This is a genomic window from Enterocloster citroniae (assembly GCF_040545455.1).
Classification (GTDB): Bacteria; Bacillota; Clostridia; order Lachnospirales; family Lachnospiraceae; genus Enterocloster; species Enterocloster citroniae.
The window spans coordinates 55,924-69,224 of record NZ_JBEPLZ010000005.1 but is presented as its reverse complement, the minus strand read 5'-3'; the positions used below and the strand labels follow the sequence as shown (position 1 = coordinate 69,224).

The 13,301-nt window shown below is 51.4% G+C and carries 16 protein-coding genes; 14 read left to right on the top strand and 2 right to left on the bottom strand.

Annotated features, from left to right (window positions below; all coding sequences use genetic code 11):
* The first annotated feature begins 41 nt into the window (after positions 1-41).
* The 6 genes from ABID13_RS08115 (at position 42) to ABID13_RS08090 (ending at position 4,488) form a co-directional block, all read left to right on the top strand.
* Positions 42-476, top strand: coding sequence for a ribosomal maturation YjgA family protein (locus tag ABID13_RS08115; protein ID WP_161797494.1), 435 nt, complete (start codon positions 42-44; stop codon positions 474-476).
* Positions 477-482: 6 nt separating this feature from the next.
* Positions 483-1,430 carry a sugar-binding transcriptional regulator gene (locus tag ABID13_RS08110; protein ID WP_048929069.1) on the top strand — a complete coding sequence of 316 codons (948 nt, stop codon included), beginning with the start codon at positions 483-485 and terminating at the stop codon, positions 1,428-1,430.
* Between the two features lie 216 nt (positions 1,431-1,646).
* Positions 1,647-2,267: a DAK2 domain-containing protein gene (locus ABID13_RS08105; protein WP_048929068.1), complete on the top strand. Its 621-nt coding sequence runs from the start codon at positions 1,647-1,649 to the stop codon at positions 2,265-2,267.
* A 16-nt stretch (positions 2,268-2,283) separates the two neighbouring features.
* Complete coding sequence (locus tag ABID13_RS08100) at positions 2,284-3,282, top strand: dihydroxyacetone kinase subunit DhaK (protein ID WP_048929067.1); 999 nt, start codon at positions 2,284-2,286, stop codon at positions 3,280-3,282.
* Between the two features lie 30 nt (positions 3,283-3,312).
* The gene (locus tag ABID13_RS08095) at positions 3,313-3,633 is read left to right on the top strand and encodes a hypothetical protein (RefSeq protein WP_045092995.1); all 321 of its coding nucleotides are present in this window, start codon (positions 3,313-3,315) and stop codon (positions 3,631-3,633) included.
* Positions 3,634-3,645: 12 nt separating this feature from the next.
* Positions 3,646-4,488 (top strand): class II fructose-bisphosphate aldolase, encoded by an 843-nt coding sequence (locus ABID13_RS08090; RefSeq protein ID WP_007861810.1) that lies wholly within the window; start codon positions 3,646-3,648, stop codon positions 4,486-4,488.
* 115 nt (positions 4,489-4,603) lie between these two features.
* Here ABID13_RS08090 and ABID13_RS08085 read toward each other — a convergent pair whose 3' ends face one another.
* Positions 4,604-5,284, bottom strand: a complete 681-nt coding sequence (locus ABID13_RS08085; protein ID WP_007861809.1) for a GntR family transcriptional regulator — start codon at positions 5,282-5,284, stop codon at positions 4,604-4,606.
* Positions 5,285-5,747: 463 nt separating this feature from the next.
* On the opposite strand from ABID13_RS08085, the gene ABID13_RS08080 reads away from it, so the two are divergent.
* The 8 genes from ABID13_RS08080 (at position 5,748) to ABID13_RS08045 (ending at position 12,565) form a co-directional block, all read left to right on the top strand.
* A complete protein-coding gene (locus tag ABID13_RS08080) occupies positions 5,748-6,431 on the top strand; it encodes a ribulose-phosphate 3-epimerase (protein WP_227162123.1) in 684 nt (227 codons plus the stop codon).
* Positions 6,432-6,469: 38 nt separating this feature from the next.
* Positions 6,470-7,561 carry a TRAP transporter substrate-binding protein gene (locus tag ABID13_RS08075; RefSeq protein WP_007861807.1) on the top strand — a complete coding sequence of 364 codons (1,092 nt, stop codon included), beginning with the start codon at positions 6,470-6,472 and terminating at the stop codon, positions 7,559-7,561.
* Positions 7,562-7,649: 88 nt separating this feature from the next.
* Positions 7,650-8,129 (top strand): TRAP transporter small permease, encoded by a 480-nt coding sequence (locus ABID13_RS08070; protein ID WP_048929066.1) that lies wholly within the window; start codon positions 7,650-7,652, stop codon positions 8,127-8,129.
* A 3-nt stretch (positions 8,130-8,132) separates the two neighbouring features.
* A complete protein-coding gene (locus ABID13_RS08065; RefSeq protein WP_007861803.1) occupies positions 8,133-9,404 on the top strand; it encodes a TRAP transporter large permease in 1,272 nt (423 codons plus the stop codon).
* A 28-nt stretch (positions 9,405-9,432) separates the two neighbouring features.
* Positions 9,433-10,326, top strand: a complete 894-nt coding sequence (locus ABID13_RS08060) for an SDR family NAD(P)-dependent oxidoreductase (RefSeq protein ID WP_007861801.1) — start codon at positions 9,433-9,435, stop codon at positions 10,324-10,326.
* 28 nt (positions 10,327-10,354) lie between these two features.
* Positions 10,355-11,377 (top strand): zinc-binding alcohol dehydrogenase family protein, encoded by a 1,023-nt coding sequence (locus ABID13_RS08055; RefSeq protein ID WP_048929250.1) that lies wholly within the window; start codon positions 10,355-10,357, stop codon positions 11,375-11,377.
* Between the two features lie 100 nt (positions 11,378-11,477).
* Complete coding sequence (locus ABID13_RS08050; protein ID WP_007861798.1) at positions 11,478-12,236, top strand: hypothetical protein; 759 nt, start codon at positions 11,478-11,480, stop codon at positions 12,234-12,236.
* A complete protein-coding gene (locus ABID13_RS08045; RefSeq protein ID WP_007861796.1) occupies positions 12,233-12,565 on the top strand; it encodes a CGGC domain-containing protein in 333 nt (110 codons plus the stop codon). Before ABID13_RS08050 ends, ABID13_RS08045 begins: the two co-directional genes overlap by 4 nt.
* Positions 12,566-12,598: 33 nt before the next feature.
* On the opposite strand, the gene ABID13_RS08040 is transcribed toward ABID13_RS08045, so the two are convergent.
* Entirely contained in the window at positions 12,599-13,273 is a 675-nt protein-coding gene (locus tag ABID13_RS08040; protein WP_007861794.1) for a GntR family transcriptional regulator, read from the bottom strand.
* Positions 13,274-13,301 lie beyond the last annotated feature (28 nt).

Below are 13,301 nucleotides of genomic sequence, written 5' to 3'. Positions count from 1 at the left end.
AAGCCTTTTGGGTCCCGCTGGCATACGGAGAGGAGATCGTGATGGAGAAACACAGGGGAAATGGGAGGGGACGCTGGATGGCTGCATTTGCGGTCCTGTTCCTCATAGAAGGGGCGATTGCCATATGGGTCCACGACCGGTTTGTGCGGCCTTATATGGGGGATGTGCTGGTGGTGGTCCTGGTCTACTGCTTTGTGCGGATCTTCCGGCCGGAAGGGATCCGGCATCTGCCGGCCTATGTATTCCTGTTTGCAGTCTGCGTGGAGGTACTGCAGTATTTCCGCCTGGTGGAGATCCTGGGACTTGAGGGATGCGGAGCGGCCAGGATCATCCTGGGTTCTGTGTTTGACTGGAAGGACATTGCCTGCTATGGGGCGGGATGCCTGATCCTGCAATGGATGGAGCACATAGGACCAAAATACAGAGATACAAAACAGGGGGATCCGGATGACATTAGATTGGGAGACAGGAGCTGACCGGGTATGAGTACTGCAGAATCGGAAAAAAAGATAGAACGCCTGGTGGATGTGGCCAGGATGTATTACGAACAGGACAGGACCCAGAGTGAGATCGCGGTCCGGTACGGCATATCCAGGCCCATGGTCAGCAAGCTTTTAAAGGAAGCCAGGGATGTGGGGATCGTGACGATCCGCATCCAGGCGCCGGGGGCAAAGGACAGCGGCCAGATATCCCTGATGGAGCAGGTGGGCAGAAAATTCGGCATTTACGAGGGAGTGGTGGTGCGGGACGGACCGAATGACCATACCACCAATGATGCGGTGGCTGAGACGGCTGTCCGCTATCTGGAAAACCTGGGAGAAGGCACTCTTGGAATCGGATGGGGCCATGTGATCGGGGATGTGGTAAGGCATATTGAGCAGAGAAACCGCCTTGTCCCCGTGTGTCAGGCTGTCTGCCCCCTGATCGGAAACGGCGGTGTGGGGCTTAAGAACTATCACTCCAATGAACTGGTCCGCACCATAGCGGAGCACAGCGGGGCCCAGCCCCAATTTATCTATTCGCCCGCCTGCGTGCTGTCGGAGCAGGAGCTGAAGCTGATGAAGGCATTGGACAATTACCATGAGATCCTTCGGGCATGGGAGAAATTGGATGTAGCTCTGGTGAATATAGGAAACTTTCCGTCCACGCCGGATTTTGCGTCCGAGGCCAGGTACGGCGACCAGCTGATGAAGCAGAAGGCGGTGGGCAGGATCCTCAATTATTATATTGATGTGGAAGGCCGCGTGATCCGGTCAAAGACGGATTATGCCATACAGATTCCCCTGGAACTGCTGGCCCGGGTAAAACATGTGGTGGGGATCTGTTCGGCCAATACCAGCCCCAAGGCCTTAAGGGGAGCCCTGAAGACAGGGTATTTGGGCCATATCCTTGCCCCGGAGCATGTGGTAAGGGATATGCTGGAGCAATAGGCAAAGGCCCGGGAAGGCGGCGCCGGGTGTCATACGTAAGAAAAATAAAGTTACATATGTAACTTAAAATGCGCAGTTTGTCATAGAACTTGCGCATTTTTTGTGCAGTATATTAAAAATATAGAATCGCAGACAGATTAAATTGACAAGAATGTCAGAAAATGATAATCTAAAATCATGGGTAATGTGGAAAAAATGCGTGAAAGGAGGTTACATATGTTACTAAGCAAACCGGAGATTATACAAATGTTCACAAAGATCGCCCAATTGTGGAACGAGAACAAGGATTATCTCAGTGAGATCGATTCCAGGTTTGGGGACGGGGACCATGGCGTAACCATTGAGAAGATTGCCGGACTGATGGAAAAAAGCATGAATGCCTGGGAAGATGACGACATGGAGACGTTTATCGAGGACCTGGGGGACAACACCATGGAGATCGGCGGGGGCAGCGCAGGTCCCCTGTATGGGACCATGATCGGAGGCCTTTCAGGACCATTGGAAGGCAGTAAGCCCATTGATGCAAAGACTTTAAAGGAAATGTTTACCGAGTGCCAGTCCGCCATGGAGGATATCACCACTGCGGGCATTGGCGATAAGACCATGATGGACGCCCTGATCCCGGCGGTGGAAGCCGCGCAGAAGGCGGAGGACGATATCATGTCCATACTGGAAGCTGCAAAGGAAGCGGCCGTCAGGGGAGCAAAGGAGAGCGAACAGTACATTTCCAAATACGGAAGGGCCAGAAGCTATAAGGAACAGACCATTGGCACACCGGACGCAGGTGCAGTGAGCACATCGCTGTTCTTCACCGGTCTGTGTGACGGATTAAAATAGGAGAGAGGTATCATGTATGAAAATGAAAAAATTTATTAACAATCCCGAGAACCTGACACCTGAGCTTTTGGAGGGCTTTGTACTGGCAAACAAGGATCTTGTTTCCCTGGGGGAGAGCCGTATGGTCATCAATAACAAGCTGGCCCAGGCGGACCGTGTGACCATTGTGACCCAGGGCGGCTCCGGTCATGAGCCGGCCATCAGCGGTTTTGTGGGGGAGGGTATGGTGGATGTGTCGGTTGTGGGCGATGTGTTCGCTGCTCCCGGGCCGCAGGCATGCCTGGATGCCATCAAGCTGGCTGACAAGGGAAAGGGCGTACTTTATATTGTTCTGAACCATGCGGGGGATATGCTGACCGGCAACCTGACCATGAAAAAGTGCGCCAAGGAAGGCCTGAACGTGATCAAGGTAGTGACCCAGGAGGACATTGCCAATGCGCCCAGGTCCAATGCGGATGACAGGCGCGGCCTGGTTGGCTGTATCCCCGCCTACAAGATAGCGGGAGCGGCTGCCGCCGAGGGCAAGAGCCTGGAAGAGGTGGCGGCAGTGGCACAGCGCTTTGCCGACAACATGGCCACCCTGGCAGTGGCTGTTTCAGGTGCGACCCATCCTGCAACCGGAAGCCTGCTGGCAGATCTGGGCGAGGATGAGATGGAGATCGGCATGGGGCAGCACGGGGAGGGCGGCGGAGGACGCCAGCCCATGAAGTCAGCGGATGAGGCAGCGGTCATCATGCTGGACGGCCTGATCGCTGACCTGGATATCAAGGAGGGGGAGAAGGTTATGCTGATCCTCAACGGTACCGGGGCCACCACCCTGATGGAACTGTTTATTATTTACCGCAAATGCGTGGAATATCTCAAGGGTAAGAATATAGAGATCGTTGCCAACCATGTGGGTGAGCTGCTGACAGTACAGGAGCAGGCCGGATTCCAGATGTTTATGGCAAGGATGGATGATGAACTGCTCCACTACTGGAATGCACCCTGCAACACCCCTTATATGAAAAAATAATACAGGTGTCCGCACCAAGGAGGATATGATATGGCGGCTGAATATATGCACATTGGAATTCCGGTCCTGAACAAAAAAGAGGGAATGACCTATAACGAGGCCATGAAATTCTGGGTCAGCAATGTGGATGACTATGATTTTAAAATCGAATACCTGAAATTTGAGGAGGGGACTCCCTTTCCTGAGATCCTTTCCAAGCAGCCTCATGTGGCTTATAAGGTAGATGATCTGGACCACTATGCGGCCTTGGCACAGCAGGTGATATTTGGTCCCCTGGACCTGGGGCCCGGGGTGAGGCTTGCATTTGTGATTTGGGATGATGCCATTATTGAACTTTATGAGGAAAAGTAAGGAGATAGCCGGATGTTAGTCAATATGAATCAGGTCCTGCAGTATGCAGAGGACCGCCGGTGCTGTATCGGAGCCTTTGACACACCTAATCTGGAGATACTGATGGCAGTATTGGGGGCGGCCGAAAAGCGGAACGAGCCCGTTATTATCCAGCACGCCCAGCTGCATGAGTGCGAGACGTCCATTGACGTGATCGGCCCAATTATGGTGCGTATGGCAAAGGATGCCCAGGTACCCGTGTGTGTAATGCTGGACCACGGCGAGGATATAGAGTATGTGAAACGGGCCCTGGACATTGGTTTCAGCGCTGTTATGTACGATGGGTCCTCCCTTTCCTATGAGGAAAATGTCCGTATGACAAAGGAGGTAGTGGCCCTGGCAAAGGCAGCGGGCGCGGATGTGGAGGCGGAGATCGGGATCGTGACCGGGCATGAGGGGCGGGAATTTGGCCTTAAGGAAGTGAGCGAGGCGTATACGGATCCGGACCTGGCTGCAAGGTATGTAAAGGATACGGGGATCGATGCCCTGGCGGCATCCGTGGGCACGGTACACGGCTTTTATACCACCAAGCCCAACCTGGATTTTGAACGGATCGTAAAGATCAGAGAACTCACAGGCATTCCTCTTGTAATGCACGGCGGATCAGGGATCAGCGTGGAGGATACCCAAAAGGCCATCCGCTGCGGTATCAGGAAGATCAATTACTTTTCCTACATGTCAAACGCAGGCGTTAAGGCGGTAAAGAAGCTTTTGGAGGAAAAAGAGGTGAAGTATTTCCATGACCTGGCCAAGGCGGCAGTGGATGCCATGGAGGCGGACGTACTTAAGGCCATGGCCATGTTTGCACTGGAGTGAGGGGATGGGATCCATTGCCGGAATGGAGTGAATAAACGCATATGTGATAGAACGTATGGTTCCTTGGAGACAACAACCGGGGAACCATACGTTTTTTTGTGCGCGGCGTCTGTCTTTAATTTCGGCAGATGTACTGCTCCAGATCAGGCTGAAGGGTATTAAACATGATATTCACATTATTCAGATGACCATAAATTGCCTTTTGAAGTCCGATCTCATCATGGTTTTTAATGGATTCCACAATGGCGCGGTGCTGATGGGGCATCATAATGGGATTTTCCAGGCGGAGAGCAAGAAGACGGGCCCGCATGTAGTGGATATCCCGTTCACCGGTGTGTTCCAGCACAAATTCCTTATGTGTCATATTATAAAATATCTTATGAAATTCCGTATCCAGCTGAAACGCCAGTTCATATGCGGATGCATTCAGAAGCTCCTCCTGACGTGCTACCAGGGACTCCAGATATGGGACAATGGATTCAAAACATCCGGTGTGGTAGCCATCCATCATGATCTTGTATTCCAGAGCTTCACGCAGATAACGGATTTGTTCCAGCTGCTGCACATTGATCAGGGTCACGTAGCTGCCTCTCTGAGGACGGGCTTCCAGTGCGTTTTCAGCTGCTAAAAGATGCACTGCTTCCCGGACCGGAATACGGCTGCAGTTGAATTCTTTTGCCAGTTTAACCTCGCTGAGCTTTTCTCCCGGCATCAGGTGAAGGGAAGCAATCTCATGCCACAGATGCTGGTAAATGATTTGGGTAAGGTTAGACGGTGTCTGAATGGTTTCGATCATAGTTACTCCTGTCTGTCAGATGAATCAATATTTTTGGTATTTGGTAATATCCAGATGACAATATCTAGTATACATTCTATAACATAACCCCAAATAATTCAATATATTATACTGTTAAAAATTGGTGTTATACGTAAATATGCCATAAAATTTCATTTGAAACAGTCGTCCGAAATTCAAAAATGTATACCAGATTGAATGGAATAAAATATATTATTAGTAAATAAATGTAATAATATGTAAAAAAATATGGAGTTAAACTAAAAATATTTTATAATGAAAGACATGATGAGCAATTAAATATGTTAAAATAGCACTATAAGAGAGCGATAAAGTTGTAAAAAACATAAAAAATCACAAAACCCATTGACTTTATATATACATCGTATTATACTTGCCTCAGATGTTATACTAGTATACATTTTAAGAGCGCAAATAAGGAATCATTAAAAAGGAGCTTATCATGATGGAAATGAGGCCGAAATTATTGTGTCCGTCCATATTAAATCTGGCCATCGACAATATCAGGGAAGAGGTTGAGAAACTGGATGCCACGGATATGGATATTTATCATGTGGACCTGATGGATGGGACATTTGTTCCAAACTTTGGAATGTCTGTACGTGAACTGGAGATGATCCGGAGGGTTACGGACCGGGGGGCCCGCAAATTAATTGACTGCCATATGATGGTCATGAATCCGCACAACTACATAGAAAAGGTAGCCCAGGCAGGAGCTGATATCATTTATATCCACCCGGAATCAGAACTGATTCCGTCCGCCACCCTTGAGCTGATCCAGATGCAGGGCAAGAAGACCGGTCTTATCCTGAATCCCTGTACCGCGCTGGAACGTGTGAAGGATATGCTTCCGATTACGGATTATGTCATGATCATGGCGGTAAATCCCGGATTTGCAGGCAGGGAATTTATGCCCTATACCCGTCAGAAGTTTATTGAACTCAACAGCTACAGGGAGGAACATGGACTTGATTATCACCTTCTGCTGGATGGGGGAGCCACAAAGGAGATTATCAGCGACCTGTACCATAACTGCGGAGTGGAGGGGTTTGTATTGGGAAAACAGGAGCTGTTTTTCCAGGAGGAGGATTATGCGGCCTGCATAGACAGGATCCGGGCTTATTAAAACAGTTAAAACAAACATAAATACAGGAGGATCATTGAATGAAAAAAAGATTAGCAGTCATCATTTCCGTGGTATTAAGTGCAAGTATGCTCTTTGGATGCGGTTCGGGTTCGGGCGCCACGCCTGCCACCCAGGCGGCAGAGGCAGGGGGCAAGGACACTCAGGCAGCGGCTGCCGGCAGCAAGGAAGCGGCTGCCGCAGGGGAGACCGTAAAGCTGAAGTATGATCTGACCGTATCCCTGGACCATCCGTGGGGGCAGGCGGCGACCGAGTTTAAGAAGCGTCTGGAGGAAAAGTCAGGCGGACGCTTTGTGGTAGAAATCTATCCCTCCAGTTCATCCGGTTCAGAGGCGGATTCCCTGGCGGGTATGCTGGTGGGCACAACGGATATGACCATGTCCGGAGGATCCTTTAACGGATATGCGCCCAGCGCCACTCTTTTGGAAGCGCCCTGGGCTTACAACTCGGAGGAAGATGTACAGAACATGGTTGAGAGTGAGATCGGAACTTCCATCAAAAACGACTTTGAGACAGCGGGCTTTCATGTGCTGTGGTATCAGCTGCGCGGCGCCCGCCAGCTGACTTCCAATGTGCCGATCAACACCCCCGCTGACCTGAGCGGACGAAAGATGCGTATGTCCGGCAACACGCTGCACACCAATATGTGGAACAGTGCAGGCGCTGTGTGCTCATCCATTGCCCTGGGAGAGACCTTTAACGCATTGAGCCAGGGGGTTGTGGAGATGCAGGAGAATCCTTATGACATGATCTATGACAACAGCTTTTATGAAGTACAAACGTATGTGAATGAGACAAACCATGTATATTCAACGATCCTCAATCTGATCTCGGCCGACCTTTACAATGGGCTGGATGATGAGATGAAGGGCTGGCTGGAAGAGACATCCCGGGAAATGCAGCAGTGGACCAATGATTACTACTATGAGCACAAGGATGATTACCGCCAGAAGTGTATAGACGCAGGCATGATAATTAACACAGAGGTGGACCGGGAGGCCGTCAGGGAAGCCATGAGCCCGGTGATCCAGTCCTATCTGGAGGACCAGGGGGCAGAACTCTGGGATATGTATCAGAAGATCTGTGAAATGTCCGAGGCCAATGCAAAATAACAGGATGGTTTTAGACGCCGCTTGCGGGCAGCAGGCGGCGTTTTATAAAAGCGCAGCTAATAAATTTGATTTCAGTCGGGGGATAGCGATGAAGAAAATTACTGACATACTGGATAAGATATTCCACTACCTTACGGCCCTCTCCTTTGGCCTGGTAAGTATCTGCGTTCTGGTCCAGGTCATCACACGGTATACACCGGGGATCTCGGCTCCCTGGACAGACGAAATGACAAGGTTATTTTTTATGTACACAATTATGTTCGGTGCGCCCATGGCCATCAAATACAGCGAGTACGCGGTTATCGATATTGTGACAAACAATATGCATGGCCCGTTCAGGCATATCATAAACATTTTGGATTATGTGTTCATATGCGTTGTGGGTGTGGCAGGCACAAAACAGGCCCATATATTCTGGAAAACAGGTCTCAGGACCGTATCCACTTCACTGAGGATCAACATGGGCATCTTCTACCTGGTTCCGGTAGGGATATTCGCCCTGACATCCGTATACTGTGTCTCCGGAATCATCAGGGAGATCCTGGAAATGGGAAAGGGGGAAGAATAAAATATGGTTGCAATGATGTTTATCATATTTCTTGTACTGCTGATATTGGGAGTGCCCATTGCATTTTCACTGGGGTTTTCATCCCTGTTTTATCTGTTTGCAAACGGAATACCGCTGACCGTCATCGCCCAGAAGTTTTATGCCGGCATGGACTCCTTTACCCTGCTCTGCATTCCGGGATTTATGCTGGCAGGCGCATTGATGAACGGGGGAGGGATCACAAAGCGCATCCTGAATTTCTGTAACTCCTTCCTGGGGCATTTCCGCGGAAGCCTTGCACTGGTAAACATTGTGGCAAGCATGGTGTTTGCCGGCATTTCCGGCACCGCCATTGCCGATGTGTGCAGCCTGGGAAGCATGTTGATCCCGGCCATGGTGGAGGATGGTTATGATGATGATTTTTCCGTGGCGGTGACCGCGGCATCTTCGGTGGTGGGTCCCATTATCCCGCCCAGCGTGCCCATGGTCATAGCTGGTTCCTGCGTAAGTATTTCCGTGGGGAAAATGTTCCAGGCAGGTATCATTCCGGGAATACTGCTGGGCCTGGCCCTCTGTGTACCCACCTATATCATTTCCGTAAAGCGCGATTATCCAAGGCATGAGAGGGCTGACTGGAAGGTGCGTGCTCAGACGACCAAGGACGCGATTTGGGCCATGTTGATGCCGGTCATCCTTCTTGGGGGGATCCTTTCCGGTGTGTTTACACCCACGGAGGCATCCATTGTCACCTGCGTATACGCACTGATCGTAGGAGTCTTTGTATATAAGGAGATCAAGATCACGGATGTGCCCAGGATTGTGTGGGAAAATATAAGGGCCTGCGCCAGCATTATCGTGCTCATTGGCCTGGCCAATGTATTTGCCTATATCCTGACAGCGGAACGCATTCCGCAGATGGTGGCCAACAGCATACTCAGCATCACGGATAACCGCATTGTGGTGATCCTTCTCATCAATGTGGTGCTGCTGTTTGTGGGTATGTTCATGGAAAGCCTTGCGGCGATCCTGATCACCTTTCCGGTACTGCTTCCAGTGGCAACCGCGGTGGGGATGGATCCGGTCCACTTTGCGCTGATGGCGATCCTGAACCTGATGCTGGGGCTGACAACACCGCCGGTGGGCATGTGCGTGTGCACAGGCGCCCAAATAGGAAAAATTTCTGCTTTTAAGGCTTTCAGGGCCACGATTCCATTCCTGGCCACGAGCCTTTTTGTACTGATGCTGGTATCATTTGTACCCCAGCTTACCCTGTGGATACCAAGCATTTTAAATTAACACTATAAGTAGTTGGAGGATGAGGAAAATGGGACAGGTTGTTGTTATAACCGGCGCAGGCGGCGGCCTTGGCAGTGTGTTTGCCGTGGAGCTTGCCAAAGACGGTAAGCTGATCGCTGTGCTGGATTATGATATGGAGGCTGCCCAAAGGGTGGCGGCAAAAATCAGGGAACAGGGCGGGACTGCGGCTGCGGTCCGCTGTAATGTGGTGGACAAAAATTCCATGGAACAGGCCCGCCGGGAGGTGAGGGAAAAACTGGGAAAGTGCAATGTGCTGATCAACTGCGCCGGAATCCAGGACCCCCTTGCCAAGACGACTGTGGAAGCATACAGGCAGGGGGAGGAGATGGATACGCAGGTATCAAAGGCTGATCCGGACAGCCCGGACAGCAGGGGAGCTGCCCGGGAACTGCTGGGAAAGAGCCGTACCCTGTTTAACATTGACGCTGAAAAGATGATGGGGGTCATGAATGTGAATTGGCTGGGGACTGTGATCGCCAGCCAGGTATTTGCAGTGGACCTTGTAGGAGTGGAGGGAAATTCCATTATCAACATCACCTCCATGGCGGCCTATGACGCCCTCAGCATGGTGCCTGCCTATGCGTCCAGCAAGGCTGCCGTGGATATGTTCACCCGGTGGCTGTCCAATTACCTGTCCAATGAATTCGGTAAGGTAAGGGTCAATGCAGTTGCTCCCGGATACTTCCTCACACCTTTAAACCATGACATGTACGTGAATCCTGACGGAACCTACACCCAGCGCTACTACAATGTGATCCACCGCACGCCCATGGGCAGGCTGGGGGATTCCAGGGAACTGGTGGGAGCGCTGCGGTTTTTTGCAGATCCTGATATGTCGGGCTACATTACGGGGCAGGTGATCGCAGTGGACGGAGGATTCCTGTCCTGCCCCGGTATTTAAGGACAGAATGGATGGAAAGGACGGAAAAATGAAAGCAATTACGGTAATTGGACCAAACCACATGGAGATGCTGGACATAGAGAAGCCTGTTATCACCGAACCGGACCAGGTCCTGGTGCGGATCCGTGCCGCGGGGATCTGCGGGTCCGATGTGCATGTGGCCCATGGAAGCAATCCTTATGCGGTATACCCAAGGGTGATCGGGCATGAGGCGGCCGGAGAAGTGGAGGCGGCCGGAACGGCGGTGAAGGATATTAAGGTGGGAGACGGGGTGGTATTTGAGCCCATTACATACTGCGGAAAATGTTATGCCTGCCGCAGCGGCCACCACAATGTGTGCAGGGACCTTAAGGTTCTGGGATGTATTGTGGACGGGACATTCAGGGAGTATGCAGTGGTAAAGCGGTCCCAGGTGTACCAATATGATAAACGTAAAATGAGTTATGTCCAGGCAGCCCTGTGTGAACCCTACACCATTGGATCCCAGGCCAATTGGCGCGGCAATGTCAGGCCCGGGGACGTGGTCCTGGTCCACGGGGCAGGGCCTATCGGCCTGATCGTAGCGGATGTGGCTAAGAGCCGGGGAGCGGTGGTGATCGTATCCGAGCCAAATGAAAACAGGCTTGCCATGGCAGCCGGGTTTGGGGCGGATCACATGGTCAATCCCATGAAGGAGGATCTGGACGCACTGATCATGGAGGTGACAAAGGGAGAGGGGGTCAATGTGGTGTTTGAGGCAGCGGGGATCCCGGCTCTTCTGGAACACGCCGTAAAGATCCTGTCACCGGCCGGCCGTCTGGTGGCCATGACATTTGGCCAGACACCCATTGCAATCGACTTTAAGGCGGTCAATGCAAAGGAACTCACCATCCTGGGGACCAGGCACCAGATGGAAAAATTCCCGGAAACGCTGGAACAGCTTCCAAACCGCCTGGACCGGGTGGACCGGCTTATAACCCATGTGTTCCCGGCTGAAAAATACGAGGAGGCATTTGCCGTGCTGGCTGATAAGGGCAGCGGTGCGGGCAAGGTGGTCCTCACATTTGACTGAGGTTGGAACGACCTAAAAACCAACATTGCTGGTTGCCCGCTGACATGGTATAATAAACAAATACTGGCTGATAAATAAGTTTTGAGAGAGGAGTAATACCATGCAGGATAGTTCCACAGGGCAGATTGTATTGATCGCAGTAATAGCGGCCCTGTTTTTGGTCGTGCTGCCAAGGATACAGTCACGGACAGGAAAGAGTATGTCGGAGCTGTTATTGGGCATTAACAAGAAGAAGGAAAAGCAGGGGGAAGAGGGACGGACTGCGGAGAAAAGCAGGGGCCGGGAGCCAAAACAGAAGAATGGCACCCAAGGCGACCTCACCATATTTGTTTCCCAGCTTTTGAAGTTTGCAGGCAAGAACGGTATGAGTGTTGTGGCGCCAGGTATGGTGGAATACCAGGGAAAGACGGCCCTTCTGGTGGCTCTCCTGGTGGCGCCTCACGGTGTGACGGGCATCCACTGCGTGGGATTCGGAGGCACCATTACCCCTGGGGAGGGATCCAAACCCTGGAACCAGCATATGAACGGAAAGGACCTGATGTTCACCAATCCGCGGGTGTTCTGCCAGGAGCAGTATGACCTGGTGCGCGCTGCCATGGATGAGGAGGGGATCAACGGGGATCTGAACATTGTAACCGTGTTTACCAATCCACGTGTGAACCTTTTGTACGGCCCTTCTGATTCTGTCTTTACCCAGAAGCAGTTTATGGAGTATCTGAAAAACACGGAGCTCCTTAAAACAGGGGACCTGGATGTGGCTGATACGACCAGGATCCTTGCAAAGCTGGCCAAGATCCAAGAGAAAAGGGCCTCAAGGGGAAGGTTATCTAAAACGCGTAAGGGGGAGAAAAGGGAATGAAAGCGGGAATCATAAGATGTATGCAGACCGAGGATTACTGCCCGGGAACCACGGATTTCAGGATGATACGGGAGAAAAAGGGGGCGTTTGAGGGAATTGACGAGGAGATTGAGGTCATTGGTTTTATCAATTGCGGCGGATGTCCGGGGAAAAAGGCCGTGCTCAGGGCGCGGGAGCTTGTGAAGCGGGGAGCGGATACCATTGTATTTGCATCCTGCATACAAAAAGGGACACCCATTGGATATCCGTGTCCCTTTGCAAAAAGAATGAAGGAAGTCATACAGATGGATCTGCCGGATACGGTAAAGTATCTGGATTTCACACACTGAGATCCCGAATATGGATCGCGGCAACGTTCCGGTTCACGCAAAGTAGCCGGGATAACGCTTCACCAGTTCTGATTTTTCCACCCGGTGCCTTGTAAGGTGCCGGGTCATGAGCATTTCGGCCAGTTCGCTGTCGCGGCGGCCAATGGCATACAGGATATTTTCATGGTCCTCCACGATCTTATCCGGCTTAAGGGATTTCAGGGACAAGGCCCTGAGCCGGTCAAAATGCACCATCTGGGAATGGATGACCTCGTAGGTGCGTCCCTTGCCCACGGACAGGAATAACAGCCTGTGAAAGTCCGTGTCCAGTTCAAACAGCCGGGTATAGTCGGCTGCGTTCAGATACCGTATCTCATCCTCCAGGTTTGCTTTCAGCAATGTCTCATATTCCTGGGAAATGCCTTCGCACACAAGCTTTAACACCGCGTTCTCCAACACCAGGCGCATGAAACGGGACTCCTCAATGAGTTCGTAGTCAATTTTGGCAATGTAGCTGCCGCGCTGGGGCTGTATGTCCACCAGGCCCATTTTACTCAGCTCAATAAGGGCCTCCCGCACCGGAGTGCGGGAAAGCTTTAACAAAAGGGAGAGCTCGTTTTCGCTGACAGCGCTGCCCGGCGCCAGTTCAAGGGTGATGATGTTGTACAGAAGAACACGCAGCGCATAGGAGCGCGCGTTTTCAGATGGCTGCCTGTCTAATAGTTCCATATCATATCCTCGCTGATCTATTACATAT